Annotated in this window: 25 protein-coding genes; 10 read left to right on the forward strand and 15 right to left on the reverse strand. The window is 64.5% G+C overall.

From position 1 onward, the window contains the following. Positions 1-87: 87 nt before the first annotated feature. Complete coding sequence (locus tag FDY95_RS10165; protein WP_138077412.1) at positions 88-519, reverse strand: hypothetical protein; 432 nt, start codon at positions 517-519, stop codon at positions 88-90. A 101-nt stretch (positions 520-620) separates the two neighbouring features. Beyond that, the gene (locus FDY95_RS10170) at positions 621-995 is read right to left on the reverse strand and encodes a PH domain-containing protein (RefSeq protein WP_138077414.1); all 375 of its coding nucleotides are present in this window, start codon (positions 993-995) and stop codon (positions 621-623) included. 313 nt (positions 996-1,308) lie between these two features. Here FDY95_RS10170 and FDY95_RS10175 point away from each other — a divergent pair, with 313 nt between their 5' ends. Continuing rightward, entirely contained in the window at positions 1,309-2,334 is a 1,026-nt protein-coding gene (locus FDY95_RS10175; protein WP_138077416.1) for an NHL domain-containing protein, read from the forward strand. A 55-nt stretch (positions 2,335-2,389) separates the two neighbouring features. Here FDY95_RS10175 and FDY95_RS10180 read toward each other — a convergent pair whose 3' ends face one another. The 5 genes from FDY95_RS10180 to FDY95_RS10200 all read right to left on the reverse strand — a co-directional run bounded on the left by FDY95_RS10180 (position 2,390) and on the right by FDY95_RS10200 (position 7,017). After that, positions 2,390-2,773 carry a VOC family protein gene (locus tag FDY95_RS10180; protein WP_138077418.1) on the reverse strand — a complete coding sequence of 128 codons (384 nt, stop codon included), beginning with the start codon at positions 2,771-2,773 and terminating at the stop codon, positions 2,390-2,392. Between the two features lie 80 nt (positions 2,774-2,853). Then, positions 2,854-3,231 (reverse strand): helix-turn-helix domain-containing protein, encoded by a 378-nt coding sequence (locus tag FDY95_RS10185; protein WP_138077420.1) that lies wholly within the window; start codon positions 3,229-3,231, stop codon positions 2,854-2,856. Beyond that, on the reverse strand, positions 3,231-3,746 hold the full coding sequence (locus FDY95_RS10190; RefSeq protein WP_138077422.1) for a HEAT repeat domain-containing protein: 516 nt from the start codon (positions 3,744-3,746) through the stop codon (positions 3,231-3,233). The genes FDY95_RS10185 and FDY95_RS10190 overlap by 1 nt, the downstream gene beginning before the upstream one ends. 97 nt (positions 3,747-3,843) lie before the next feature. Next, positions 3,844-6,213, reverse strand: a complete 2,370-nt coding sequence (locus tag FDY95_RS10195) for a M1 family metallopeptidase (protein WP_138077424.1) — start codon at positions 6,211-6,213, stop codon at positions 3,844-3,846. Between the two features lie 189 nt (positions 6,214-6,402). After that, positions 6,403-7,017: a HupE/UreJ family protein gene (locus tag FDY95_RS10200; protein WP_138077426.1), complete on the reverse strand. Its 615-nt coding sequence runs from the start codon at positions 7,015-7,017 to the stop codon at positions 6,403-6,405. Positions 7,018-7,122: 105 nt separating this feature from the next. On the opposite strand from FDY95_RS10200, the gene FDY95_RS10205 reads away from it, so the two are divergent. Beyond that, a complete protein-coding gene (locus FDY95_RS10205) occupies positions 7,123-7,545 on the forward strand; it encodes a hypothetical protein (protein WP_138077428.1) in 423 nt (140 codons plus the stop codon). Between the two features lie 71 nt (positions 7,546-7,616). Here FDY95_RS10205 and FDY95_RS10210 read toward each other — a convergent pair whose 3' ends face one another. Then, entirely contained in the window at positions 7,617-11,711 is a 4,095-nt protein-coding gene (locus FDY95_RS10210; protein WP_138077430.1) for a pectinesterase family protein, read from the reverse strand. Positions 11,712-12,066: 355 nt separating this feature from the next. Here FDY95_RS10210 and FDY95_RS10215 point away from each other — a divergent pair, with 355 nt between their 5' ends. Further along, positions 12,067-12,534, forward strand: a complete 468-nt coding sequence (locus tag FDY95_RS10215) for a hypothetical protein (RefSeq protein ID WP_171025627.1) — start codon at positions 12,067-12,069, stop codon at positions 12,532-12,534. 170 nt (positions 12,535-12,704) lie between these two features. Here the strand turns inward: FDY95_RS10215 and FDY95_RS10220 are convergent, their stop codons facing one another. The 3 genes from FDY95_RS10220 to clpB all read right to left on the reverse strand — a co-directional run bounded on the left by FDY95_RS10220 (position 12,705) and on the right by clpB (position 17,793). Beyond that, positions 12,705-13,697 (reverse strand): SMP-30/gluconolactonase/LRE family protein, encoded by a 993-nt coding sequence (locus tag FDY95_RS10220; RefSeq protein WP_138077434.1) that lies wholly within the window; start codon positions 13,695-13,697, stop codon positions 12,705-12,707. 152 nt (positions 13,698-13,849) lie between these two features. Continuing rightward, the gene (locus tag FDY95_RS10225; RefSeq protein WP_138077436.1) at positions 13,850-15,058 is read right to left on the reverse strand and encodes a hypothetical protein; all 1,209 of its coding nucleotides are present in this window, start codon (positions 15,056-15,058) and stop codon (positions 13,850-13,852) included. Between the two features lie 122 nt (positions 15,059-15,180). Then, entirely contained in the window at positions 15,181-17,793 is a 2,613-nt protein-coding gene (gene clpB / locus FDY95_RS10230) for an ATP-dependent chaperone ClpB (protein WP_138077438.1), read from the reverse strand. A 235-nt stretch (positions 17,794-18,028) separates the two neighbouring features. Here clpB and FDY95_RS10235 point away from each other — a divergent pair, with 235 nt between their 5' ends. Next, the gene (locus FDY95_RS10235) at positions 18,029-18,475 is read left to right on the forward strand and encodes a DUF6188 family protein (protein ID WP_138077440.1); all 447 of its coding nucleotides are present in this window, start codon (positions 18,029-18,031) and stop codon (positions 18,473-18,475) included. A 96-nt stretch (positions 18,476-18,571) separates the two neighbouring features. Then, a complete protein-coding gene (locus FDY95_RS10240) occupies positions 18,572-19,150 on the forward strand; it encodes a Fic/DOC family protein (RefSeq protein WP_171025628.1) in 579 nt (192 codons plus the stop codon). Here FDY95_RS10240 and FDY95_RS10245 read toward each other — a convergent pair. From FDY95_RS10245 to FDY95_RS26290, 3 genes are all read right to left on the reverse strand, one after another. Then, positions 19,122-19,307: a hypothetical protein gene (locus FDY95_RS10245; RefSeq protein WP_138077444.1), complete on the reverse strand. Its 186-nt coding sequence runs from the start codon at positions 19,305-19,307 to the stop codon at positions 19,122-19,124. The two genes, FDY95_RS10240 and FDY95_RS10245, sit on opposite strands and share 29 nt — an antisense overlap. Positions 19,308-19,509: 202 nt before the next feature. Beyond that, entirely contained in the window at positions 19,510-19,758 is a 249-nt protein-coding gene (locus FDY95_RS10250) for a hypothetical protein (protein WP_138077446.1), read from the reverse strand. A gap of 121 nt (positions 19,759-19,879) precedes the next feature. Beyond that, complete coding sequence (locus tag FDY95_RS26290; RefSeq protein ID WP_171025629.1) at positions 19,880-20,575, reverse strand: hypothetical protein; 696 nt, start codon at positions 20,573-20,575, stop codon at positions 19,880-19,882. Between the two features lie 479 nt (positions 20,576-21,054). Here FDY95_RS26290 and FDY95_RS10260 point away from each other — a divergent pair, with 479 nt between their 5' ends. The 4 genes from FDY95_RS10260 (at position 21,055) to FDY95_RS26295 (ending at position 23,742) form a co-directional block, all read left to right on the forward strand. Further along, positions 21,055-21,771 (forward strand): hypothetical protein, encoded by a 717-nt coding sequence (locus FDY95_RS10260; RefSeq protein WP_138077448.1) that lies wholly within the window; start codon positions 21,055-21,057, stop codon positions 21,769-21,771. 107 nt (positions 21,772-21,878) lie between these two features. Then, positions 21,879-22,523: a T9SS type A sorting domain-containing protein gene (locus tag FDY95_RS10265; protein WP_138077450.1), complete on the forward strand. Its 645-nt coding sequence runs from the start codon at positions 21,879-21,881 to the stop codon at positions 22,521-22,523. Between the two features lie 312 nt (positions 22,524-22,835). After that, on the forward strand, positions 22,836-23,435 hold the full coding sequence (locus tag FDY95_RS10270; protein WP_138077452.1) for an HPP family protein: 600 nt from the start codon (positions 22,836-22,838) through the stop codon (positions 23,433-23,435). A 166-nt stretch (positions 23,436-23,601) separates the two neighbouring features. Next, the gene (locus FDY95_RS26295; RefSeq protein WP_171025630.1) at positions 23,602-23,742 is read left to right on the forward strand and encodes a hypothetical protein; all 141 of its coding nucleotides are present in this window, start codon (positions 23,602-23,604) and stop codon (positions 23,740-23,742) included. Between the two features lie 249 nt (positions 23,743-23,991). Here FDY95_RS26295 and FDY95_RS10275 read toward each other — a convergent pair whose 3' ends face one another. Continuing rightward, positions 23,992-24,945 carry a 1-phosphofructokinase family hexose kinase gene (locus FDY95_RS10275; protein ID WP_138077454.1) on the reverse strand — a complete coding sequence of 318 codons (954 nt, stop codon included), beginning with the start codon at positions 24,943-24,945 and terminating at the stop codon, positions 23,992-23,994. 391 nt (positions 24,946-25,336) lie between these two features. Here FDY95_RS10275 and FDY95_RS10280 point away from each other — a divergent pair, with 391 nt between their 5' ends. Next, entirely contained in the window at positions 25,337-26,695 is a 1,359-nt protein-coding gene (locus FDY95_RS10280) for a TolC family protein (protein WP_138077456.1), read from the forward strand. Positions 26,696-26,858 lie beyond the last annotated feature (163 nt).

A 26,858-nucleotide genomic window follows, 5' to 3' on the forward strand; every position in this document is an offset into this window, starting at 1 on the left:
CGGTGTTCTTCGTGCTCTAGCTATACCAACAAAGCATAAAGACCCGCCAACGAACGTTGGCGGGCCTTTGTGCGCAAAAGTCAGGGCTTAATTGGACGAAGCAGGCGCCTTTTCAGCGCAGGTCGTGGCCGAAACGTTGCTCAGGGTGTACTTGGTCATGCCCGAAGGGGCGTCGTTGGCCAGGCACTGCAGCTCGGGGGCGGTGCCGCCGCGCGAAAGGGTAAAGTAGAGCCTGGTCCCCGGCTGGGCGAGGGTGCCCAGCTCGGTGTAAGTGGACACGACGTGCTGGTAGGTCTTGACCCCGTTGCCGTCGAAGTCGAACTGAATGGTTTGGCCCTCCTGCGAGTTGTCGAGCTGCACGAGCGTACCGGCCATGCACGTCTGGCGCAGCACCTTCCCGCTTACGCAGATTGGAGGGCACGTTGGTACTTCCGGCTCTACGCAGGTGGTAATCAGATTGCAGCCGGAGGCAAGCAGGGTGAGGGCGGCCAGCGGGGCCAGGAGTGAAGCTGTTTTCATTGGAATAAGCGGGTTGGTGAGGATGTGTCGCAGGGAGCCGCTTCCAACGGGTTTTCGTTGCACCTATCACATAAAAATGTGAAGGGCGGAAAGCCTGCTTACTACAGCGCGTACTCGGCCAGGGCCCGGCTGATGTCGAGGATGTTCTGGTCGTTGCGGAAGGTTTTGCTGATGGGCTCGGCCTGGCCGCGAATCCAGATTTTCAGCTCCGCGTCGAGGTCGAAGTGGCCGGTGGTTTCGGTGCTGAACCGCTCGATGCTGCGGTAGGGTACGCTCAGGTACTCCTTCTTCTTGCCCGTCACGCCCTGCTTGTCGAGCATGATCAGGCGCTTATTGGTGAAGATAATCTGGTCGCGGATGATGGCGTAGGCTTTTTCCACCCGCTCGTCGGAGGCCAGCAGGCGCTGCAGGTCCTGCTGAATTTCCTGCGCGTCGTGTTCGGAAGCGTTGCCGAGTAGGCCGTCGAATATGCTCATGGGGTTGGGGGTAAAGTGCGCCGGTAAGATACGCGGCCCGGCGTAGTGGCGCCTGATCGAGCGTGCCGAGGCCGAATGCCTTTCGCTGGCGGCTTGCCAGCTGCGCCCGGCCAACGCCGGCCCGGCCACCGCTGGCTAGGGCACCCGTACCCGCCAACTTGGCTGACCTCGCTTATGCAGATTGCCGGGAGTAGCGCAGAAGCGGCGGTAAATGCATATGTTGCTATTAATTGTTGCGGCGCGGCGGGTTCGGAAATCCGAACGTGGGCTTGGTTGTGGATGTGGCAGGCGCCCCAACTAATTCTTTCATCTCATGACTACTCGCTTTCTGACTTTTCTGCCCGGAACCGTTGCCGGACTGCTGCTCGTGGCCTGCCACGGCCCCAAGCCGGATGATGTGCCGGTCCCGGCGCCCGATCCGCCCCAGCTCATGGTCAGCACCCTGGCCGGTGGCACGCAGGCCGGCAACGTAGACGCGACGGGCAGTTCCGCCCGCTTCGGCTACCTGTGGGGCGCTACCCTCGATGCCCAGGGCAACGTGTACGCGGTCGACCACATCAACGGCACCATCCGGCGCATCACCCCCGCCGGGGAGGTCAGTACAGTGGCCGACCTCGGCCGGCCGGCGAATATTGCCTCGGGGCCGGATGGCGTGGCGCTGGGGGCCAACGGTGTGCTGTACGTGAGCATGGAGGGCCAGACGACCCTGAGCCAGGTAAGCCCAGCCGGCGTGGTTAGCAGCCTGCCGGGCGCCGCTGCCACTCACGTGTTCAACTACGCCCGCAGCCTGGCCGCCGACGCGCAGGGCAACATCTACGTGGTGGAGCTGCTGGGCCAGCGGATCGACAAGGTGACGCCCGCTGGCGCCGTCACGGTGCTGGCGGGCACCGGCACGGCCGGCTACACCGATGGCCCCGGCAGCCAGGCGCAGTTCAGCGGGCCGACCGCGCTGGTGGTAGATGCGCAGGGCAACGTGTACGTGAGCGACGCGGGCAACTATCGGATTCGCAAGATTACCCCCGCCGGGCAGGTATCCACCCTGGCCGGCAGCGGTACCACCGGTACGCTCGACGGGCCCGGGACCACGGCGCAGTTCGGCACGGCCATGCACGGCCTCTCTATCGACGCGGCCGGCACGCTGTACTTGGGCGACGGGCCGCGCATCCGCCGCATCACGCCGGCCGGTGAAGTCAGTACCCTGGTCGGGAGCAGCGCTGGCTACGTCGACGGGCCCGTGGCTGAGGCGCGGTTCGTGGGCGTGCTCGGGCTGGTGGGCAACCCCACCACGGGCCTGTACGCCATTGAAGTGCCGCGGATACGCAAGATTATGATTCAATAGCCCCACTAAAGGGGGCGTGTTAAATGTTAAAGCGGAGAGGAACGGCTGCGTCGGGCTACCCCTGCACCAGCTGAATGTTGTTGCCGCAGGTATCGTCGAACACGGCCAGCGTGACGGCGCCCATTTCGGTGGGCTCCATGCTGAACCGCACGCCCAGCGCCCGCAGCCGCTCGTACTCGCGCTGCACGTCCTCGACGTGGAAGGCCGTGAGCGGGATGCCGGCCGCGTACAGGGCCTGCTGGTAGGTGCGGGCCGGCGCGAAGCCCAGCGGCTCCAGCACCAGCTCCACACCGTCGGGCTCGGTGGGGTCCACCACCGTCAGCCAGCGGTGCTCGCCCAGCGGCACGTCGGATTTCTTCACGAAGCCGAGCGTTTCGGTGTAGAACTGCAGGGCGCGGGCCTGGTCGTCGACCAGCAGGCTGAGGAGGCGGATGTGCATGGCGGAAATGGCTTAGCAAATGGTTTGGCAGCCGCAAGAAGCCACCGAAACCGCAAGCCGGCTTCTCCAAAATTGCTTTTCTACCGCCGCCGGGCCGCCAGGGCGCGGGGCGGGCAGCCGTAGGTGCGCCGAAACAGCCCCGTAAACGAGGTGACGCTGTCGAAGCCCACGGCCTGGCAGGCTTCGGCCACCGGGGCCCCGCCGAGCAGCCGCCGCCGGGCCTGCCGCAGCCGCAGCGCCGTCAGGTACTGGTGCGGGGTGCGGCCGTAGTACTGCCGAAACAGACGCAGAAAGTGAAACTTCGAGCAGCAGGCCGCCTCCGCCATTTCCAGTAGTCCGATGGCCTCCGCGTAGTGCTGCTCGATGAACTGCCGGGCCACCAGCACCTGCCGCCGCTGGTGGGCGTGCGGATACAAGGCGGATTGGAGGCGGTGGACTTCCTGCTGGTAGTAGGTCATTAGATTCCTTCGAAAAGCTCATCCAGCACTTCGTCCAGGTAGTCAATGCCCAACGAAACCGCGGCTTCGGAAGGATTGACTTTGACCAACTGCCAGTGACGTTGAATGCTGGTTTTTTGCGCCAGCGTCACGTTGAACACCTGGTCTTGCAAAGCAACATTGGCCGTAAATGATGCCTCGGCGCCATGATAGAAGATAATCAGCATGATTTCCTCCAGCAAGTCGGCGCAGTCGAACTGCACCAGCGCGTACACGATGGAGCCGTTGTTGTCCACGTGTTCTGGTTTGAAGATGGCTTGGAGTAGCGCGGGCACCACCTCTGGGTTACCAATATCGGCTAGGCCATAAGCGGCCTGATTACGCAGCAACGCATTGGGGTGCTCCAAAAGGCTCAGGTAGAAGGCTACTACTTCAGGACTGCCCAGGGCCGTGAGTTGCTGGAAGGCCGAACGGGCAATGGGCCAATCCTCCACAAAAACCAAGGCTTGTAATGGCGCGACAGAGCTAGACGTCATCAGGATAGTATTACTCAATCAGCTTCACGACAAAGAAAACAGCCGAACCCGCTGCGGGCCCGGCTGTTTCAAAACTAACCGAAAAGGCGAAGCCGAACTACCGCCCGCCGCCGGTGCTGCCGCCGCCCTGCTGTGGCTGCTGCGACGAGACGTTGCGCTGCTGCATGGGGTTGGGCGTGGCCTGTTGCTGCTGCTGAAACAGCTCGAAGCGCGAGGGCGCCAGCTTGCGCGGGAAGGCGTTGTTGGAGAGGTCCGTGTCGGCCGTCTGCAGGTAGGGGTCGAGGGTGAACGAAGCCACCGGCTTTTCGGTCACGAACACCTTGGTTACCTCGGCGTTGTTGCGGCGCCAGATTTCGGCCGGAATGTTCACCACCTCCTGCGAGCCGTCGTTGTAGGTCATCTGCACCACCACGGGCATTACCAGGCCGCCCAGGTTTTTCAGGCTCACCTGGTAGAAGTTCAGGCCCTTTTTCAGGGTTTCCTGCTGCTCGGGCGAGAGCGTGGCCACGTACTTCTGGTAACGCGCCTTATCGGTGTCCGACACGGCCAGCTGGTCGTAGCTGTTGTAGAAGTCCTTCAGCTCGGGCCGCTCGTCCACCAGGGTTTTGGGAATGTCCTGCAGGTTGCGCTGCTGCGAGAGGGTCTGCGGGGCGGCGTTCAGCTCCTCGCGGCGGCGGGCGTTTTCCACCTCCGGGTTTTTCGAGTCCACCTTGTACCAGCTCACGCCTTCAATGCTCATATCCGTGTGCTCGGTGCCGTAGAACCAGCCGCGCCAGAACCAGTCGAGGTCGACGCCCGAGGCGTCTTCCATGGTGCGGAAGAAGTCGGCGGGGGTGGGGTGCTTGTAGGCCCAGCGCTGGGCGTAGGTTTTGAACGCGTAGTCAAACAGCTGCCGGCCCATCACCGTCTCGCGCAGGATGTTCAGCGCCGTGGCGGGCTTGGCGTAGGCGTTGTTGCCCAGCTGCAGCACCGACTCCGAATTGGTCATAATCGGGTTCTGCAGCTTGGGGTCCATGCTCATGTAGGGCACAATCTGGCTGGGCTCGCCGCGGCGCGAGGGGTAACCCCGTTCCCATTCCTGCTCGGCCAGGTACTGGCAGAAGGTGTTCAGGCCCTCGTCCATCCACGTCCACTGCCGCTCGTCGGAGTTGACAATCATCGGGAAGAAGTTGTGACCCACTTCGTGAATCACCACCGAAATCAGCCCGTACTTGGTGGCCGCCGAGTAGGTGCCGTCCTTCTCCGGGCGGTAGCCGTTGAAGCACAGCATCGGGTACTCCATGCCGCCGATGGAGCCGTGCACCGAAATGGCCACCGGGTACTGGTAGGGCACCGTGCGCTTGGAGTAGGAGCGGATGGTGTGCGCCACCGACTGCGTGCTGTACTGCCCCCACAGCGGGTTGGCCTCCTTGGGGTAGTACGACATGGCCAGCACCGGCTTGCCCTCCACGCTCAGGCCCATGGCGTCCCAGATAAACTTGCGCGAGGAGCACCAGGCAAAGTCGCGCACGTTCTTGGCCGCGTAGGTCCAGGTTTTGGTGCCTTTGGCGCGGCCCTGCTCGGCCTTGGTCGCCTCGTCCTGCGTCACGATGACGACGGGCTTGGCGGCGTTTTTGGCCTGGGCCAGGCGCTGGCGCTGCGCGGCCGTCAGCACCTGCTCGGCGTTCTGCAAAGTGCCGGTGGCGCCCACCACGTGGTCGGCGGGGGCGGTGATGCTCACGCGGTAGTCGCCGAAGGGCAGGGTAAACTCGCCGGTGCCCAGAAATTGCTTGTGCTGCCAGCCGTTCACGTCGTCGTAGACGGCCATGCGCGGGTAGAACTGGGCAATTTCGTAGAGGTAGTTCTTGTCCTCGGGGAAGAACTCGTAGCCCGAGCGGCCGCCCAGCTTTTTCTGGTCGTTCACCGTGTAGTGCCACTTCACCGTGAAGGTCACGGCCTGCTTGGGGGCCAGCGGCCGGGGCAGGTCCACCCGCATCATGGTGTAGTTGACGGTGTAGGGCAGCTGGCCCGAGGCGCCCTTCAGGCGGATGTCGTCAATCTTGAACGAGCCGTCGAAGCCGGTGCGCTGAATGTACTCCAGGGCCCCGAACGACATCCGGTCGCGCAGCTCGGCGGTCTGCGTCAGCGCGGTCATCGAGTTCGGGGCGTAGATGTTCGCGTCGAGCTGCAGCCAGAGGTAGCTGAGCTTGTCGGGCGAGAGGTTGGTGTAGGTGATGTCCTCCGAGCCGGTGATGCTTTGGTTGTCGTCGTTGAGCGTGACGCGGATGTTGTAGTCGGCGCGCTGCTGCCAGTAGTCCCGGCCCGGGGCCCCGGAGGCGGTGCGGAAGGTGTTGGGCGTGGGCAGCTCCGTGCCGAGCTGGGCAAATTTGTCGGTGCCGGAGTGCATCGGCATCGAGGGCTGCTGCGCCAGCGCCGGCAGGGCTAGCGCGGCGCCCAGGCCGGCGGCGAGAAGGTTGCGAAAACGCATACGGTGGAAAAAGGGCGAAAAGGAATCAGCAAGATAATACCACGCCCGGCAACGTTCGATGAAGAACCAGGCGGCCGGGCGTCTTGGCGGAAGCCAAGGACGTCGGCAAGGTGCCGGGGCTGCGCAATGGAATCAACTAAAGTGATTTAGCCGGGGAAAAGTGTCGGATATTGCTTGTAAATCAACTGCTTAGCCACCCGTGAACTGATTCAGCAGCAGCATGGCCGCAATGCCGCCGGCCGCCCCACTGACCACCAGCAGCCAGTCGCGGCGCGGGGTGCCCAACACGCGCAGCACCAGGAAGCCCACGAGCAGAATCAGCCCCACGATGAGCAGCTGCCCGATTTCGACGCCCACGTTGAAGCTCAGCAGCTCCAGCACCGGGCGGCTTTGCTGGCCCAGCAGCTCGCGCAGGTAGTTGGAGAAGCCCAGGCCGTGAATCAGCCCGAAGCCGGCCGCCAGCGCGTTGGCCGGCACCCACAGCACCGACTCGGGCCGGCGCCGGGACGGGCGGCTGAGGCCCGCGCGGCCGGCCTGGCGCAGGTTGGCCGCGCAGGTCAGCAAAATGGTCACCGGAATCAGCGCCTCGATGACGGCCGGCGCGAAACTGACGACGCCCAGCGTGGCCAGGGCCAGCGTGAGCGAGTGGCCCACCGTGAAGCTGGTGACCAGGGCCACCACGCGGCGCCAGTCGCTGAGCACGTAGGGGGCGCACAGGGCCAGCAGGAACACGAGGTGGTCGTAGGCCCGCAGGTTGAAGATGTGGAAGAAGCCGAGTTGGAGGTAGGTCTGAAACACCGACATGCCGCAAAGCTAGCCCAGCGGCCGGTAAGGTGCCGCGCCGCTTCGGCTCCGCATCGGCAAGTGGGGCCGCCCCGTATCTTGCACCAATAACCCGCCCGCCCACCTATGCGCAAGCAACTCTTCGTGACCGGAGCCCTGCTGCTGGCCGCCCTCGGCGCCCGCGCCCAGGATACGCCCGTGCTGCCCGCCGTGCCCCAGCCCCCGCCCGACCCTACCCTCGTCAAGCCCGCCACCGACTCGGTCCAGGCCGTGCGCAACCTTTTCCGCAAGCGCCGCAACGGCGGCACGGCCTACACCAGCGTGGGCGGACTAGTGCTGGCTACCGGCGTGCTGGCCGGGCCCTTTTCCCTGGGCGCCACCGAATCAGTAGCCATATCGGTGCCGTTTCTGGCGGTGGGCGTAGGCAAGCTGGTGCGCTTCGGCCACAAAAAGGAAGAGGCCATCATCAAGCAGTACCAGGCTGGTAAGCCCCTGCCGGCAGCGGTGCGCAAGCGGCTGCGGCAGGAACACTTCGAGCCGGCGCGCTAGCCCCACCTCCTACATACAAAAAGCCCCGCCGGCAGCGCCAGCGGGGCTTTTCTGATTTAAAGCAGCGGCGCTTACTCGCGCACCACGCGGCGCAGGTCGGAGCCGCCGTCGGTGCTCACGCGCAGCAGGTACACGCCGGCGGGCTGGGCGGTCAGGTCCACCGTGACTTTGCTCTGGCCGGCGGCCACGGCTTGCTCGCGCACCACCTGGCCCAGGGCGTTAACCACCGTCAGGCGGGCCGCTTTGGCGTAGCCCGTCAACTCCAGCGTCAGGCGGCCGTCGTGGGTCGGGTTCGGGTACACGCTCAGCGAGGAGCCGGCCAGCGGCTTGCTGGTGGCCGTGATGGTGAGGGCGGCCGAAGCCAGCGAGGCGCAGCCGCCGGTGCCGGTTACTACCACCGTGTAGGCACCGGGGTTGGCCGTGCCGTTGACGGTGTAGGTCTGGCCGGTAGCGCCCGGAATGGCCGTCGGGCCCAGGTACCACTGGTTGCCGGTCGTGGCCGAGCTGGTCAGAATGGCCGTGCCGGGCGTGGTGTACTGCACCGTCACCGTCGGCTGGGCCGGGCGCGGCGTGATGACCACCGTAGCCGTGCTCGTTACGGCGGTGCAACCCCCGGCCGCGGCTACCGTGTTGGTCACCGTGTAGGTGCCGGCCGTCGAGGTAGCCAGGTTGATAGCACCCGTCGTGGCATTCAGCGTCAGGCCTGTGGTCGAGGTGAACGTACCGGCCGTGGCACCGGCGCCGAGCGTGGCGTTGACGGTGCCCGTGGAGCCGGCGCAGAGGAAGCCGGCCACTACGTAGCCAAACGAGGCGGTAGCGGGGGCGGTAATCGTTACCTGCGTGGTGCTGGTGGCAGCGGCGCAGCCCCCGGCGGCAGCTACCGTGTTGGTTACCGTGTAGGTGCCCGGCGTCGAGGTCGACGGCGTGATGGCGCCCGTCGTGGCGTTAATCGTCAGACCGGTCGTCGAGCTGAACGTGCCAGCCGTGGCGCCAGTAGCCAGCGTCGGCGCGGCCGCGGCCGTAGCCGAGGTGCAGTACGGAGCAGCCGCGTAGCTGAAACCGGCCGTGGCCGGCGCCGTGATGGTTACGGCGAAGGTCGACGTAACGGCGGCGCAGCCCCCGGCGGCAGCCACGGTGTTGGTTACCGTGTACGTGCCCGGGGTCGAGGTCGAGGGCGTAATGGCACCCGTCGTGGCATTCAGCGTCAGGCCCGTGGTCGACGAGAACGTGCCGGCGGTAGCGCCGGTGCTCAGCGTGGGCGTCACCGCCGTCGTGGCGGAGGCGCAGTACGACGAGGCCGCGTAGCTAAAGCCCGCCGTAGCCGGGGCCGTGATGGTGATGCTGGCCGTGCTCGTCACGGCGGCGCAGCCCCCGGCCGCGGCTACCGTGTTGGTTACCGTGTAGGTGCCGGGCGTAGAAGTCGACGGCGTGATGGCGCCGGTCGTCGCGTTAATGCTCAGGCCGGTGGTCGACGTGAACGTACCAGCGGTGGCGCCCGTCGTCAGCGTCGGAGCAGCGGCGGCCGTGGCCGAGGTGCAGTACGACGTAGCTGCGTAGCTGAAGCCGGCCGTGGCCGGGGCCGTTATGGTAACCGAGGTCGTGCTGTTGCAGGTGCCCGAAGCGGCGTAGGTCACCGCGTAGGTGCCGGGCGTCGAGGCGCTCAGGTTGATAAACCCGGTGCTAGCGTTGATGCTCAGGCCGGTGGTCGAGGTGAACGTGCCGCCCGTGGTGCCGGTGACGGTGGGCGCGGGGTTGGTAGCCGATTGGCAGAAGGTGCTGGCCGCGTAGCTAAAGGCCGCGTTGCAGGCCGCCGGGGTGAGGTCCTGGCCGGTCACGTACACGTTCTTGAGCATGGCGTAGCGGCCGGTGCTGGAGCTGCCGCAGCTGAAGTACAGGCGGAAGGTCAGCGTCTGGCCGGCCGTCAGCGTCACGCCGGCGGCACCGGCGAAGGAGAGGCGGTAGGTGTTGCTGGGGCCGGCCGTCTGGTTGGCCAGCAGAATGGGCGTGGCGAAGGCGCCGTTGGCCGTGCTCTGCAGGCCGCCTGCCGGGCCGCGCCCACCGATAACATCGGCCGAGTCGGTGGCAAAGCCGCTGCGCGACCAGACCACCGCCAGCTTGGTGTTGCTGCTGGTGTTGTAGAAAGCCGAAGTGAGAACCAAGGAGTCGAGGCGGATGGTTTTGCCGGCCGCCGCCGTCACCGTGAACTGCTCCGAGAAGCGGCGGTTCAGGTTGCCGCCCGGGCCGCCCACGGCCGTGCCCCACGACCCGTCGCCGTTGGCCGTCGTGCCGAAGGCCTGGCCGAACACGTTGGAATAGGCCCGGATAGCCGGCACGGTCGTGCCGTTCGACACGTACAGGTTGCGCAGCGTGGGAGTGCTGGCCGTCACGCCGGCCACGCGCACGGCGGTGCTGTCCTGGTTGTTCACTTTCATCGGCCACCACTGCAGCGGCGCCGAAACCGGGGCCGTGCCCGTCACCGTGTTGCCCGTCACGGCCACCGTCTGGGCGGTGGCGCCGGTGCTGGTGTGGTTGATGGTGCCGGCGTAGGCACCGGCCGTGGCCGCGTTCAGCCGCACGCTGATGGTGGTGCTGGCCAGGGTGTTGGCCGTGGGCGTCAGCACCAGCGGCGAGGCGGCGGTGTACCAGTTGGTGCCGCCGTTGGCCGATACCTCGTAGCCCGTCGGCGGGGTCACCGTCACGTTGCCGGTCAGGTTCACCCCGCTCAGGGTGTAGCTCTGCACGGCCGAGGGGCCGCCGGCGTACTGCGTAAATGCGCCCAGGGTGCCCGTCACGCTGATGGTCTGCACGCTCGACACCTGAATGGTTTCGGTGGTGTGCGTGGCCGCGCCGGTTTTGGAGGCGCGCAGGTAGTAGTAGTACGCCGTACCGGAGGCCGGCAGCGCGTCGGTGGTCGAGAAGTTGATGGTCGAGTCGTTCTGCGCCGTCACCTCGTAGATTTTGCTGAAGGTGGCGTTGTCCGAGGAGCGGAACAGCTCGTACTTGATCTGGCTCATGGCCCAGCTGATGTTCCAGCTCAGGGTGGCCTGCGAGGCGCCCTTCACGGCGCGGAAGTTCGACACGGCAATGTCCGGTGCCGCGCCGGTGCAGAAGCCGGTGGCTACGGCGCACGGGTCCCAGGTGCCGAACAGGCTGGCGCGGCTGTAGGCGGCCGTATCGGCCGGGGTCAGCTGCTGCGACCAGCTTACGCGCTGCGTCGTGGGCATGAGCGTGCCCGAGTAGTACTTGCTGCGGAACTCGGCGTAGGTAATCAGGCTGGTGTTGGTGCCGGCGTCCCAGGTGCTCCAGCCGGTCGGCTGCAGCTGGTTGGCGCCCACCGTGCTGCTGATGAACACGGTCTTGTTATTCGACAGCGGCGACGAGCCGGTGGAGTTCTGCCAGGGGCGGCCCAGGTAATACAGCGTGCCGCCGGTGTTGGCCGGCAGCTTGGTTTTCTTGAACACGTAGCCGTAGGCCTGGCCCGGGGGCGTGTTGGCGGCGGTGATGTACGAGCTGCTGGTGCTCGGGCGCGCCTTGGCGTACACCACGCAGTTCTCGAACAGCGCCACCGACGAGCCGAAGATGAAGTCCACGTTGCCGTCGATGTAGCAGTCCTTGAAGTAGTGGCGCGGCGTGCCGTTGCCCTTGGTGTAGAGCGTGTCCTGGTTGCCCAGGAAGCGGCAGTTCTTAAACGCGGCGCGGTCGGCATTCACCAGCACGGCCACGGCCTGCGAGCCGTCGCCGAAGGAGTTTTCGAAGGTGATGTTCAGGGCTGAGAAGTCGTCGGCGCCGATGCTGAAGCTGGCCGAGTTCTGGGTGCCCAGCGTGCCGCCGCCGGGTGCGGCCGTGCTGGCCCCGTCGTCGTAGGTCAGGATGGTATTGGCCACGCTCTCGCCCACCAGCTGCAGGAAGGGCTTGGTGCTCGGCACCGCTATTTTCTCCTTGTAGCGGCCGTTTTTGATGAAGATGGTATAGGCCGTGGTGCGGCCCGTCGGCGCGGCGTTGATAGCGGCCTGCACCGTGGTGTAGTTGCCGCTGCCGTCCTTGGCCACCACCACGTCGTAGGCCAGCAGCCGGGAGCTGAGGCCGGAGAGGAGTAGCAGACACAAAGTCAGCCAGGACCAGCGCAGGGCGGTAGTGCGCCTGGGCAGGGTAGAGGTTTGGAGCATGCAGAATGCGGTTAAGGTGAGAATCACCTGAATATTAGCTCCCTGAAACTGGCCTTCCGCACTGCCCGGCGGGCCTTTATTTGTGCAAACGTTGTCGGGAACGTTGCCGGGACGGGCATTCCCGCGTCGGGAATAGGTGAGTGCTTACTATATCCACCCCAAACGTTTTCGGTCAGACGCCAGCGTTGTTCCATTTTCCTTGCCGCCACTGCCTATGCCAGTGCCCTGATGGGGCTGCCGCAATGCTTGCCCATGCCAGATCAGCGCCTTTGTTTAGTGGGCGACGCCAGTAAAATTTTGTCTCGCCTCAACCATCGGAGCTATAAGTGGCTCCTGCGAGTAAATCCGCTTGTCTATGTCCGTTAGCCGTTTCCGCTCATTCGCTTTCCCGGCGTTCCTGCTTGTCCTGTGGCTGGCCAGCCTTGGGCGCCCCACCCCGGCGGCGGCACAGCTGCCCGGTGGGCGTAGCCATACCCTCGAAGACACCGTGTTTGCCGTGCGACGCCTTTTCGCCGCCTACGACGGCAAGGGCACGGCTATGCTGGCCCGTAGCGCCGGCGTGCTGAGCGCCTTCGGCGTGGCCACCTTGCTGCCCGCTCCTTTTGGCGCGCCCGGGCTCAAGCAAACCATAGCCGGCGTCGGCCTGCTGTCCGGCAGCGTTGGGGCCGTGCTTGGGTTGAGCCGCATGGTGCGCTTCAGCGCCCGGCACCGCGACGAGGTATTGGCCGCTTATCAGCAGGGCGAGCCGCTGCCGCGCTACGTGCGCCGCCGCCTGCGCCCCGAGCACTTTCAGCCCGGCGGGCAGCGCGCCTCGGCCCTGTAGCGCCGGCCGCTCCGACGACAATCCGGAACTGGGGCCACAAAATCGTGGCGCTGATCTGCCGTTCAGACGTACGCCCCAACTCCCCGGCGGGCCGGCAGGAGTTGGGGCGTATGCGTTGGGAACCGGTTGTCGGGAGCTGCTGGCGCTATGCCAAGGCCCGCCAACAACGGCTAAAAACGGGTCTTGACGATGGCAAAGCGCGGCGCGGCGGCCTGGAAAGGATATAGCACGTAAGCGTCGTTGCCGCGGCGCGTGATGGTGGTGGGGCTGACCGCGCCCGTAGCAAAGCTGCCCGAAGCGGTGGCCGTGGCCCAAGCGTCGGTGCTGCCCATGCGGTACACGGTGCCCTGGCTGCCGGCCACCACCAGTAGGGTCTGGTTGTCGGTCAGCAGCAGGCCGTCGGCACCCGCCAGGTTTTGGGTGGTGGTGACTTTGGCGAAGCCGGCCGGGTTGCTCAGCGGCACTTTGAAGAGGCTGCCGTCACTGGTTTTGGCCACCAGCAGGTAGCCGTCGGGGTGGTACACGATGCCGTTCAGGCCGAAGGTGGTGCTGCTCAGCTGGGCGTTGTCGAGCAGGACGGTGGCGTTGCCCTGCAAATCCAGCTTGTAGATGACCGGGGCGAAGCTGTCGGTGATGTAGGCGTTGCCCTGCGCGTCCACGGCAATGTCGTTGGCGAAGTGCCGCGGGTAGGCGGCGGCCTTGCTGCCCAGGTCGGTGAAGGAGAGCAGGCTGCCGGTGGTAGCGTTGAAGATGGCCACGGCCGCCAGCTTGCCCTGCGTGGTGGGCGAGGTGCGGGTGGAGTTGAAGTTGTTGTCTGACACGGCCGCCAGCACGCGGTTGCGGCCCCCGTCCAGGTTCAGCCCGATGGTCGAAATTAGGCGCGGGTCGTCGGCCAGTGGGGTGTAGCTGCTGTCGTCCTTCACCGTGCCGATGCGGCCCTGGGCCCGCGAGCTGACGAGGAAACGCTGGTTGGTTTCGTCCCACTGAATGCCCTCGGGGTTCAGCGCCGCCTGGGGCACCGTTATTTTGTCGGGCGCGGCGGGTGTCTGCACCGGGTTATCGTCGTCGTTGGAGCAGCCGGGCAGCAGCGCCAGCAGGGGCAGCAGCAAGACGAGCAGGCGCAGCAAGCGCGGAACAGACGGGGTGAAGTAGAACTGGGGCATGGCGGCGGTAGAATCAACGGGTTGGTTTGCGGTCTATACGCCGTTTGCCGCATCGTGGTCAACCGTGCCAGCCCATTGGCTCACGCCTGAAGCAAAAGCCTGCCGGGTTGGGCAGATGCTCTTACTATCAGCCGAAGCCCGGGCTGAGGCGGCTAAAAATCGAAGTTTTCCGGCTCGCCCAGCAGCCTGCGGCCCTTCAGCAGCCCCGCGCGTAGCGCATTGGCGAGGCCATGGTCGTTGTCGTCCTCAGCCGGATAACTGATGCCCCATTCCTGGCGCTGGCAGTACGCCTGGTAGACAATCGGCAGCATGGTTTGCAGCTTGCGCAGGCGGAAGCTGTAGTACGCTTGCAGGATGGCCCGCCGCCAGTCGGGGTGCGCCTCGATAGGCACCGGCTCGTTCAGGGTATTGAGCGCCTCCAGCACGCGCTCCAACTCTTCGTCCTCGTACTCGGCAATCGGGTTGGCTTCCACGTAGGCATCGCGCTGGCGGCGGAGCTGGATCGGTTCAAACTGGCGCACGAATTCTTTCTCCCAGGCCCGCTCTTCCTCGCCGTACAGGTGGGTGGGGCGTGGGTCGTGCTCAGGCGCCGGCGGGGCGGGGTCCTGGGCGGCTTCGGCGGCTTCGCGGGCGGCTTGTCTATCGGCCCGCCAAGCGGCCAGGTAGCGCTCCTCTTTTTCACCGCGCACGTTCGGCAACCGCAGCAACGCGTCGTGGCCCGTGTGCTGGTTGTGAAAGTGGTACCACTCGGGCACATCCCCATCAAACCAGTCTGGGTCCGCGTCGTCATCGGTGGCGTCCTGCCGGATGAGGTCGTAGTCCTGCCAGGCAAAATGACGGCGGTGCAAATCCGTTTCGTAATCGGCCTGGGCCAGGAAGTTCAGGTACAGCGCCAACTCGTCTTCGCTAATCGGGGAAACCACCGTGCAGTTCTGGATGTCGCGGGCCAGCGCGTTGAAATCCCAGCTGACGACGACTCCCGGCACGGACACCTGCTCGGCCCGCCAGCGGCACTGCAGGTCGAACAGCTTTTTCTGCTGAATGTCCCACAGGCGCTCGGTGGCTTCGGCCTCAAACTCCGTCAGGCGGCCTTCCAGCATCCGTTCGTACATGTCGCCGTAGTCGGTCCACAGCTGGCGGCTCTGGGCATAGCTGCGGGCGAAAGTGACGCGTAGCTTGGGGTGGTGCTGGGCGAAAAAGGCATCGTAGCGCGGATTGGTAAGCAGGTCTTGCTCTACTTCGGCCGTGTTGCGGGCCTTTTGCGCGTTGCTGGTGGCGGTGTCGCGGTAGTAGCGGCCAGCAGCATTGGGGTTGTCTGCGGGTTCTTCAGGGGCGGGCGTGGCAGAATCGTCGGCGCTCATGTGCGTGAAACAGGATGGTAGATAGCTACAGCCAAAAAAGGAAGAAAATGATAGACTAAGAATGCAAAAAGGCCGCGTCAGTCCAATACTGACGCGGCCTTTTATCCGCTGACCGGCGTGGCTTACTCCACGGCCGGCATTTCCACGTTGACGAAGTGGATCTGCCCGTCAATCAGCTCGGCTTCCACCACGGCGTCTTTCGACACCTTGCCGCTCAGAATTTCCTTGGACAGCTCGTTCAGAATCAGCCGTTGCAGCACGCGCTTCAAGGGGCGGGCGCCGAAGGTCGGGTCGAAGCCCTGCTCGCCGAGGAAGTCCAGCACCTCGTCGGTGGCTTCCAGGCGGATGCCGGCTTCTTCCAGGCGGTGCTGAATCTGCTTGAACTGGATGTCGACGATTTTGCGGATTTCCTTGCGCTTGAGCGGCTGGAACATCACGATTTCGTCGATGCGGTTCAGGAACTCGGGGCGCATGTGCTGCTTCAGGCGCTCGATGACTTCCTCGCGGGTGCGGTCCACCACCTCGTCGTGGTTGTACTCGTTCAGCTCCTTGAAGTTCTTCTGAATGATGTCGGCCCCGGTGTTGGAGGTCATGATGATGATGGTATTCTTGAAGTTCGCCACCCGACCCTTGTTGTCGGTGAGGCGGCCATCATCCAGCACTTGCAGCAGGATGTTGAACACGTCCGGGTGGGCCTTCTCGATTTCGTCGAGCAGAATCACCGAGTAGGGCTTGCGGCGCACGGCCTCGGTCAGCTGCCCGCCTTCGTCGTAGCCCACGTAGCCGGGAGGCGCCCCGATCAGGCGCGACACGGCGTGGCGCTCCTGGTACTCCGACATGTCGATGCGCACCATCGCGTTTTCGTCGTTGAATAGGTACTCGGCCAGGGCCTTGGCCAGCTCGGTTTTCCCGACGCCCGTCGTGCCCAGGAAGATAAACGAGCCGATGGGCCGCTTGGGGTCCTGCAAACCGGCCCGGGAGCGGCGCACGGCGTCCGAAATGGCCGCAATGGCCTCCGACTGCCCGGCTACGCGCTTGCCCAGCTCGGCTTCCAGGTTCAGCAGCTTTTCGCGGTCCGACTGCAGCATCTTGCTCACCGGGATGCCGGTCCACTTGGCTACCACCTCGGCAATGTCCTCGTGGGTTACCACTTCCTGCAGCATCGAGCCGCCGTCTTTGTTGGCGTTGGCCTGGTCCTGCAGCTCCTTCAGCTTGGCTTCGGCTTCCTGAATCTTGCCGTAGCGCAGCTCGGCCACGCGGCCGTAGTCGCCCTGACGCTCGGCCTGCTCGGCTTCCATCTTAAACCGCTCGATGGCCTCTTTCTGCTCCTGGATTTCGTTGAGCACGTTTTTCTCCGACTCCCAGCGGGCTTTCAGCGAGTCGCGCTTGTCGCCCAGCTCGGCCAGCTCCTTGTTGAGCACGGCTTCGCGGTCCTTGTTGTCCTCGCGGCGGATGGCCTCGCGCTCAATCTCCAGCTGCATGATGCGGCGCTGCACCTCGTCCAGCTCCACGGGCATGGAGTTCAGCTCGATGCGCAGTTTGGCGGCCGCCTCGTCCATCAGGTCGATGGCTTTGTCGGGCAGGAAACGGTCGGTGATGTAGCGGCTCGACAGCTCCACGGCGGCAATGACGGCGTCGTCGGTAATCCGCACGCCGTGGTGCAGCTCGTACTTCTCCTTGATGCCGCGCATGATACTGATGGCGTCCTCGATGCTCGGCTCGTCCACCATCACGGCCTGGAAGCGGCGCTCCAGGGCCTTGTCCTTCTCGATGTACTTCTGGTACTCCTTGAGGGTGGTGGCGCCGATGGCGTGCAGCTCCCCGCGGGCCAGAGCGGGCTTGAGCAGGTTGGCCGCGTCCATGGCGCCCTCGCCGCCCGCGCCGGCCCCGATCAGGGTGTGCATCTCGTCGATGAACAAAATGATCTGGCCCTCGGCGTCGGTGACTTCCTTGATGACGGACTTGAGGCGCTCCTCGAACTCGCCCTTGTACTTGGCGCCGGCGATGAGCAGGCCCATGTCCAAGGACATGATGGTTTTGTCCTTCAGGTTCTCGGGCACGTCGCCGGCCACGATGCGCTGGGCCAGGCCCTCCACGATGGCGGTTTTGCCCACGCCCGGCTCCCCGAGCAGCACGGGGTTGTTCTTGGTGCGGCGCGAGAGAATCTGGAGCACGCGGCGGATTTCCTCGTCGCGGCCGATAACCGGGTCCATCTTGCCGGTGCGCACTTGCTCGTTGAGGTTGCGGGCGTAGCGGTTCAGGCTCTGGTACTGGTCCTCGGCCGACTGCGAGGTGACCTTGCGTCCCCCGCGCAGCTCCTGGATGGCGGCTTTGAGGTCCTTGAGGTTGAAGCCCGTGTCCTTGAGCAGCGAGGCCACGCTGTCCTTGCCGTCGACCAGGGCCAGCAGCAGGTGCTCCACGGAGATGAATTCGTCGCCGAACTCCTTGAGGAAGCCGTTGGCGCGCTGCACGGCGGCGGCGGCTTCGTTGGCGAGGTAGGGCGAACCGCCGCTCACCTTGGGATACGCCTGCACGATGGCGTCGAGGCGCGGGGTGAGGATGTTCAGGTTGACGCCGAGCTTCTTGGCCAGAAACCCGGTCACGTTTTCGTCCACCTGAAAGATGCCTTTCAGGAGGTGGCCCGTCTCGATTGCCTGCTGCTGGAGGCCGCCGGCAATTTCGGTGGCCTTCTGCACAGCCTCCTGGGCCTTGATGGTGAAGTTGTTGAAGTTCATAGCTACTAGGTCTGGTTCAGGTGCTTTGGTCTAAAGCTGATACGGACTTAGCAAAGGATGGGCTAAAGCAGATATTCGGACTTTTTGACTGAATTCAGGGATTGTGTGGTAATATTTTGAGTCAAAGTGTCTTATTGTTGCTTATTTGCTCTTTGCAATACGGTCAAAAAGCCATGCAGGAGAACTTGATACGCAAGCGAGCAGCTATCTATGCGCTCATTATTAAGCTGGGAAGATGAACACAGATACAGTTGCTGCTAACGCCCTTATTAGGGCTGCTATTGGCAATGCTGCCGTAGAGAGCTACGGTCTCTCGCATCAAATCCTCATTCTGGAGTTCCGGGATGATAAGCCAGCAGACCACCTATTGTCACTTGGTGAAATAAAAGTTAGCTCCAATGTCGTCGTTGACGAAGGTCTAATTCTTAACGAAGAGGAAAGAGTTTTACTGCTCTTTAGCAAGGTGAACTTGCGTTCCGTCACGGAGGTGCACTGTGATGACGAGGCCAATTTGACTATCTCATTTGACAACGGTGTGCAATTGCATTTTAGTGGACGCTCACACGATGGCTATGAACCATGGCAACTGGGTAGGGCACTAGATGAAGGGGGATACCTAGTAATTGCCCAAGATGGAGGCGGCTATGCTATTTGGGACTGCACCCAAGAGGAAACGCATTAGCTTCGTATCATACGGCACTGACGAAGAGTGAGCTTTCTGCTTGTCGGTAGCTGATCCTCCCATTTCTTCCTCCAGATTTCTAACTCATTATGCGTTGTGGGACACTACACCGACGCACCCGAAGACAACCTGCTCGGTATAACCGACAAGCAGCAGCTGAACGAGGAAGAAGCGAGGGGCGTGGTGCGGGCCGAGGCGTTTCTGCTGGACCTGGAGCTGCCGGTGGAGCTAACGACGGGCTTGCCGCTGGAGATTCACCGCGTCACATTCGGGCACTTGTACGACTGGGCGGGGCAGTGGCGGCGCTCCAATCCGAACGTGGGCAGCTTCGTGCCGCCGGTGTTTCAGCAGGTGCCCACTCTGATGTACCAGTTTGTGGAGGAGGTACGCTTTCGGCAGGAGCGGGTGGGCAGTGAGGCTGAGGTGGTGCAGCTGCTGGCGTATGCGCATCACCGGCTGGTAGCCATTCATCCGTTTACCAACGGCAACGGGCGCATGGCGCGCTTGCTGACCAACTTGCTGGCCTTTTTGCACGGCTACCAGGACGTAGCGCTGTATGCGCGGGAGGCTGGGGAGAGCCGAAAAAAATATCTCCAAGCCATGCGGCTCGGAGATACTCACGATTTCAGCGAATTAGAGGCGTTGATCAGGGCGCAGCTGGTGCCGCTGGTTTAGCGGCCTGCTCGCGCTGCACTTCCTCATACAGCTCTTCTACGCGGTGAAGGGGCACGGTTTGCGCTTCGAGCTGCATGGACGCGTGCACGGAGCGCGTGACCATGCGCTTGACGAAAGCGGGGTCCTGGAGCTGCCGGTAACGGTCTTTGAGTTTCATGGCTTATCGAAGTGATGCTTCTGATGTACCTCGAAGGTAGGCAGAAAGTTCAGGGAGCTTGAGGTTAGTATCCGGCGTCAGCACGCGAGATTCCTCGGCTTCGCTCGGAATGACGTTTTGGTGGCACTGTTCAGATACCCGTTACGCCAGCTTCGCCGGCGTTGCCGAGCTGCTTTTCTGCTTGCCGGGGCGATGGAAGAAATCATTGCTGTGGCTTCTTGCGCTGCAAGGCTGCCCTGATCAGCGAATAGGTGCATCCAAGCACGAAAAAGGTCAGTGTGAAGAGCAGCGTCACCCATAAGAAAATGGGAAGATAAGCGGTGTAGGGAGCGTGACCGTGTTGCACGATTTGCAGCAGCATGTATACAGCCACCGTTAAAGCGGAGTAGCCGGCTACCTTGGGTAATGCCTTTACTTCTCGCTTTATAATCCCTTGGTCGAAGAAGGACACGCTGCAGCGCTGGGTTAGACTTTGTGATGCTTCTTGAAGCTACCATACTAAGCTTGCCTAAGCGGTAGAGATGCTTCGACAAGCTCAGCATGACGTGCTTTTAGCCTCTTGCTGGTAGTAGTTACCCCAGCTTCGCCGGAGTCTCTGCGCTGCTTTTCTGCTTGCCCGGCCGGTCGATGATGAGGCGGGCGGCCTGGATGCGCTGGTAGAACTCGGGGTGGGAGCGGGCGTACTTGCGCAGGCTGCGGTCGAGGCGGTCTTCGAGGAGGGCGGCCAGCTGGCTGAACTTGTCTTTGATGGCGAGGCGGGTGGCTTTGCCTTCGCTGATTTGCTGGCGCGGGTCGTTTTTGCTGCCGCCGAAGGCGGTGAGTGCGTCTTGCAACTCCTGGAGGCGCTCCTGGGTCAGGCCGTATTCTTCGAGGGGCCGGGCGTGCTCGGTGGCGAGGTCGAGTAGGTGTTGGGCGGTATCGGTGAGGGCGGTGGCGCGCAACTCGTAGAGGCCGCTGTAATTCTGATTCGCGGCGGCTTGCAGGGCGCGGTCCTGCTGGTCGATGGCGTAGGCGTACAGGTCGCCGGCCACTTCGGCGGCGGCGGTGCACAGCAGGTCGCGGCGGGCAGTCTTGGCGGCGGTGGCGGGTTTGGAGGCTTTGCGCAGGGCTTGTTGGCGCAGCGGGGCCAGGTCGTCGGTGAGCTGCTTCAGGTCGGCGAGGGCGCGTTGCAGCGCTTTGTCGTGCTGGTAGGGGGCGTGGTCGTGCTCGAGGGCAAGCACGACGTTTTGGGCGGCGGTGAGCCGGTTGTCTTGTTTGGCGGTAAGCATTGGGAATGCGACTATTGGGTGAAAGTGGAAATCAGACGACGCCAATAGGTGTGTGTATGCGGTAAGAATAGGAGCGAAGCTCAAGAATAGGAATATTTGGGAAGAATATGGCATAACGCCGGTCGAAAAAGTGTAACCGGAGCCGGAACGCCTGTCACCAAGGCCGGAATACCTGGAACCGAGGCCGGAACATCTGGTACCGGAGCCGGAATGCCTGTTGCCAAGGCCGGAACCCGTGCGGCGGCTCCCGGAACGCTGGTCGCCGGACCCGGGAGCCGCGGGGCGGGGGCGGGACGACGGCGCCTGGGCCCGGAACAACCGTGACCGGGGCCGGAATGACCGGAACCGCCTCCGGAACGGCCGAGACCAGGGCCGGATGCCTGAGGAACGTACCCGGAAGGAGCAGGACGGCCGCCGGAACAGCTGAAGCCACGCGCGGGGCTGCTGGAAAGCCGGGCGGGGCTCTATCTTTCGGGGCTATGCCGATACTTGCTGCGCTGCTGCTCGAAGGGGTTTACCTGGCCAGGGAGCTGGATTTCGTCCTGAAAGCCGGGGCGGTGCTGGGCGTAGGTCTGGCCGCGTGGCTGGCTTACAAGGGCTGGGGGAGGCTGCGGCGGGCGGAGCGCCGGGCCGATGGGACCCTGCACCGGGGGGCGACGCTGGGGCGCTGGGCGGGGGGCGTGGCGCTGGTGCTGCCGGCCGTGCTGCTCGTGATAGTACCGGTCTACGAGTTCTTCAGCGCCCACCGCGGGCAGCAGGCGTACCAGGCTGCGCTATTGAACCGGCACCGCCTGTTCGCGGCCGATTACGAGCTGGACACGCTGGCCAGTCCGCCCGCCATGCGCCGGTATGCCTTCGATTTGTCGCTCCGCCCGGATAGCACGTTTGTGCTGCGTTCCAGCGTGCCCCACGACCCGCCCTACCTGACCGGCCGTTGGCGGGTAGAAAACATGAGTCTCGCCGACGCCGCCTACGACCTGCGGCTGGAGCCTGCGTCGGGAAACGTCATGCGGCTGTACACCCTCGATGTGAACGGGGCCTCCTGGCTGGAGCGCACGGCCTGGCCCATCAGCGAAGCCATTTGTCTGCGGAAGCGGCTGCCCGCTTCCAAAGGGAAACCTGCCCCGCCCGCCTGCGCGAACCCGGCTACCGAGCTAAATAAACGACGCAACACTGGGTGGCGGCAGGAACCGTAACAGGAAGAAATTTTTTGTGGCATTTTTTTGCGAAATAGATAAGACTAATTACCGCTGAGAATTATCTTTGAGTCACATCTCTCACATCATTCCCCCCACTCAATCCTATGCAGAACTTTACGCATAAGGTAACGCTCCTGCTCGGCATGCTGCTGACGGGCACCCTGGGCATGGCCCAAACCACTTACCCGACGGTTGGCATCATCGGCTCGGCCACCGCGTCGGGCTGGGACGCCTCCACGCCCATGAGCCTGGTGTCGGCCACCGACCCGCACAACTGGACCATCACCCTGCAGCTGACGCAAAACGAGGTGAAGTTCCGCGCCAACAACGACTGGGCGGTGAACTGGGGCGCGGCGACGTTCCCGAGCGGCACGGGCGTGGCCAACGGGCCCAACATTCCGATTCAGGCGGCGGGCCGCTACATGGTGCGCTTCAACGACGTGACCGGCGCCTACCAGTTTACCGTGGCCACGGCCGCCAAAACCGCCAGCAACGTGCTGCGGCCGGCCCTGCTGCCGAACCCCGCCAACGGGGCCGTGCGCGTGGCCTACGACCTGCCGACGGCCGGGGCCGTAACGGTATCGGTGCAAAACATGCTGGGCCAAGTGGTGCGGCAGGAAGCGGCAGTGCGCCAGGGCGCGGGTCAGCAGGAGCAAGTGCTGGCGCTGGCCGGACTGGCCCCGGGTCTGTACCTGGTGCAGGTGCAGAGCGGCAGCCGCGTTGAAACCACTCGCCTGCAAGTAAACTAAGCCTGAGCGCCGGCCCGGCAACGGGTGCGGCACCTGGCCCCAAGGACGGCTGAACCAGCCGCCCGCCACTCAGCGCCACTCCGCGGCGCGGTCTTCGGCAGCCAGGCCGGGGCCGCCGCTGCGGGGTGGCGCTGCGTTTGGCGGGGCTGCCGACGACCAGCAGCGGGAGCAGGATGCGGGAACAAGTGCTTCCAGGGCAAGGACGGTGGCCGGTGCCTGGCATGGCACCGCAGCGGCTCGGGTGGCCGCTCGTACCTTTGCCCCACAGAAAGCCGGGCAGTAGTTGCCCGAACTCGGGGAAGAAACAGGCATATGCGGCAACGACTGCGGCGGCAAGCGCGCCGGGTACGGGCAATCGTTTACCAAGAAACGCTGTTCGACTGGCGGGAGCATCTGTGGACGTTCGTGGGCGCCTTTGCGGGCATGGGCCTCATCGGCCTGCTGAACCGCTACCTGCTGGGGCCGGCCGATACCCTGCTGCTGGTCGGCTCGTTCGGGGCCTCGTCGGTGCTGATTTACGGCGTCATCAACAGTCCGCTGGCCCAGCCGCGCAACCTGCTCGGCGGGCACGTGCTCGGAGCCCTCGTGGGCGTGACGATGCAACAATGGTTCGGCACCGAGCAGTGGCTGGCCGCCGCGCTGGCCGTGGCTGCCTCCATTGTGCTGATGCAGATAACCAAAACCCTGCATCCGCCCGGCGGAGCCACCGCGCTGATTGCCGTAGTGGGCTCGGCGCGCATCCTGGGGCTGGGCTACTGGTACGTGCTCATGCCAGTGCTGCTGGGCGCGCTGCTGCTGCTGGCCGTAGCGCTGCTGGTCAACAACCTGCCCGGCACGCGTCGCTACCCGAGCAACCCGCACTGGTACCGGGTGTGGCAGCGCTACCGCCGCCCCAAGCCCCCGACGAGTTAGGGGGCTACGCGGTCAGCATTTGCAACTGGTCGCAGGGAACTAGCAGTGCTTCCGGCTGCGGAGCCAACACGTACCGGCCCCGTGAGAAGAGGTCTGGTTGAATGCTTGGAATATAATAGTATAAATTATATATTTAATAAGGCCATTTCACTGGAAGACAACTGTTATGGAAACGCAACCCAAAAAGTACCGGGGCTTTGGTGTGCTGCGCGGCGGTGTGCCGTGGTGGTTCTACGTGGTATTGCTGGTCGGCTTCTACCTGTTTGGGTGGGTGCTGCGCATACTCGGCGTGATTCCCGCGCACTAGCGCCCGGAACGGGAGCCGCCCCGCGGGTAGCTCGCGCGCAACGCCCCCGGCCCCGGCACGAGCTGCCGGGGCCGGGGGCGTTGCGCGCGAAATGGGCTTATTGCACCAGCAGCGAGCGGGTGACCGAGCCGGTGGCCGTCAGCAGCGTGATGCTCACCGGCTGTGGCTGGTTCAGGGGCAATTCGAAGGTGGTGCGGCCGTGGCAGCGTTGAGGGCGGCCCGTACGCTCTATTCCCGCGGCCTGGCCCGCTACGCCGCCGCGCGGTCCTGGGGCATGGTGTCGAGGAGCCACTGGTAGAGCTTGTCCACGTCGGCTTTGTGGAACAGCTCGGTGCCGGGGTTCATGGTGGCGGCCGTGCCGCAGGCCACGCCCAGTCGGGCCGCTTCGCGCACCGACTGGCCCTGGGCCAGCGCGTGGACCAGGCCCGCCACCATACTGTCGCCGGCGCCCACGGTGCTGCGTTTTTTCACGGCCGGGGCCGGAATGTGGTCCACCAGGTCGCGGGTGATGACGCAGGCGCCCTGCGGCCCCAATGACGCCACCACGATTTCGCAGCGGCCCTCGCCGATGAGGCCCCGGGCGGCTTCGGCCAGGGCCGCGCTGTTCAGTTCCGCCACGCCGGCCAGCTTGCTCAGCTCGCCCAGGTTGGGCTTGATCAGGTACACGCCCGCCTCGATGACGCGCTGCAGGGCCGGGCCCGAAGTATCGGCCACCACCTTGGCGCCGATGGAGTGCGCCCAGCGCACGATTTCGACCAGGAACTCGGGCTCGACGCCGGGCGGCAGGCTGCCGCTCACCACCAGGTAATCGGGCGCGGGCTGGTTTTGCAAAGCGGCCAGCACCTGCCGCTGCTCTTCGGCCGTGAGCGGGGTGCCGGGCATGCCGAAGCGGTACTGCTGCCCGGCCGAGCTGTCGACCACGATGAAGTTTTCGCGCGTCCAGCCGGCGGCGGGCACGGCGTGGGGCTCCAGGCCCTCGGCGCGCAGTAGTTCCTGCAGCCGGTCGCCGGTGGGGCCGCCGGCCGGAAACACCGCCGCGGAGGCCGAGCCCAGCCGCTGCAGCGCCCGCGACACGTTGATGCCCCCGCCGCCGGGCTCGTACTTGGGCGCCGCGCAGTGCAGCTTCTGGTCGGGCACGATCTTGTCGACGGCGGTGCTCTTGTCCACGGTCGGGTTCAGGGTCAGGGTGATGATGCGTTTCATAGGAGGCCGGCGAAAAGGGGCGGTTCGTTGCTTACCCGCGGAAGCGGGAAAGGGTTGTGGAGCGGCTGCGGGTGCCGGGAAAACCGCGGGGCCGATGCAGCCCTGCCGGCCCGGCGCGCGTTGTTGTGCTCCGACCAGCCCGCGCATCCGCCCGCCCCGGCCGGTAGTTGACCTGCCGGACAACCTTTTGCGGCGTTGTTGGTTAACCAGTGCCCGCTCCTCTACCCACCCACCCGCGGCTTCTTGTCTGAGTGCCCGCCTCGTCCGGTTTTCGCCCGGAGGGCCGGGCTTTGCGTTATAAGGCCGACCGGGCCTTATTACTCAGCGGGTTAGCCCGGTTTTGCCGCCCCCAACTCAACTGAATTTCGCGCTTCCGGCGCGACAGAGCTACATGCGCTATTTTTCCCGGGCGGCCCGCGCCGCCGGTATCCTGAGCGGCCTGCTGCTGGCGTTTGGCCCGCCCGCCGCCCGCGCCCAGAACCAGCCCGCCGCCCCCGGCGGCACCCTCACCCTGGAGCAATGCCTGCAGTTTGCCCTGCAGAACCAGCCCGCCGTGCGCCAGGCCCGCCTCGATGAGGAGACCAACGAGGCCAGCATCCGCATCGGGCTGGCCGGCTGGCTGCCGCAGGTGGCGCTGAACGGCAGCGCCCAGCACTACTTCCAGCTGCCTTACTCGGTTATTCCCATCGATGGGGTGAACACGCCGCGGCAGTTTGGCCTGCGCAACCAGTCCACCATCGGGCTGGGCGCCACCCAGACGCTTTACAGCAACGACCTGGGCCTGGCCCGGCGCAGCGCCGGGCCCTCGCGGCAGTTCTACCAGCAGAATTCGGTGGGCGTGCGCATCGACGTGGTGTCGGACGTGAGCAAGGCCTTCTACGACGTGCTGCTCTCCCAGCGTCAGCTCGACGTGCTGAGCGAGGACATCGTGCGGCTGCAGCGCAGCCTGCAGGACGCCAAAGCCCGCTACGACGCCGGCATCGTCGACAAAATCGACTACAAGCAGGCCGAAATTCTGCTCAACAACTCCCGGGTGGCCCGCAAGCAGGCCCAGGAAAGCATCAAGGCCAAGTCGGCCTACCTCAAGGAGCTGATGGGCCTGAGCGCCCCGCAGCCGCTGACGCTGCAGTACGACACGCTGCGGCTGATGCGCGACGCGGCCGTGGACACGACCGTGGCGCTGGAGCCGGGCAACCGCATCGAGTTTCAGCAGCTGCAAACCCAGAAAGCTCTGCAGAGCGCCCAGATCCGCTACTACCAGTACGGCTGGCTGCCTTCGGTGGGGGCGTTTGGCAACTACAACACGGCCTTTCTGAGCAACGAGCTGAGCACCCTCTACAGCCAGCGCCTGCCCAACTCCTACGCCGGCGTGCAGTTCTCGCTGCCCATCTTCACCGGCACGCGCCGCCTGCAGAACCTGCGCCGCGAACGGCTCACCGATCAGCGCATCGACCAGGACATCGTGGCTACCCGCAACCGCATCAACACCGAGTTTGAGCAGGCGTTGGCGGCCTACAAGGGCAACTACGCCGATTACCTGGTGGGCCAGCAGAACCTGGCCCTCTCGAAGGAGGTGTACAACGTGGTGCAGCTGCAGTACCGTGAGGGTATCAAAACCTACCTCGACGTCATCGTGGCCCAAACCACGCTGCGCACGGCCCAGCTGAACTACTACCAGGCGCTGTTTCAGGTGCTGAGCAGCAAGGTGGACCTGCTGCGCGCGCAAGGCACGCTGCCGACTCAGTACTGATAGTAATCCTTCAGACAACCCAAATAAGAACGTCATGTCGAGCGCAGCCGAGACATCTCGCGTGCTGACTCCGGATAGCAACTTCTGTTCAACGAGAGAATCACTATCGAGCGAGATTCCTCGACTTCGCTCGGAATGACGTGCTAGAGGATCGAATCCGACG

This window comes from Hymenobacter jeollabukensis (assembly GCF_005771675.1).
In the GTDB taxonomy this organism is placed as follows: Bacteria; Bacteroidota; Bacteroidia; order Cytophagales; family Hymenobacteraceae; genus Solirubrum; species Solirubrum jeollabukense.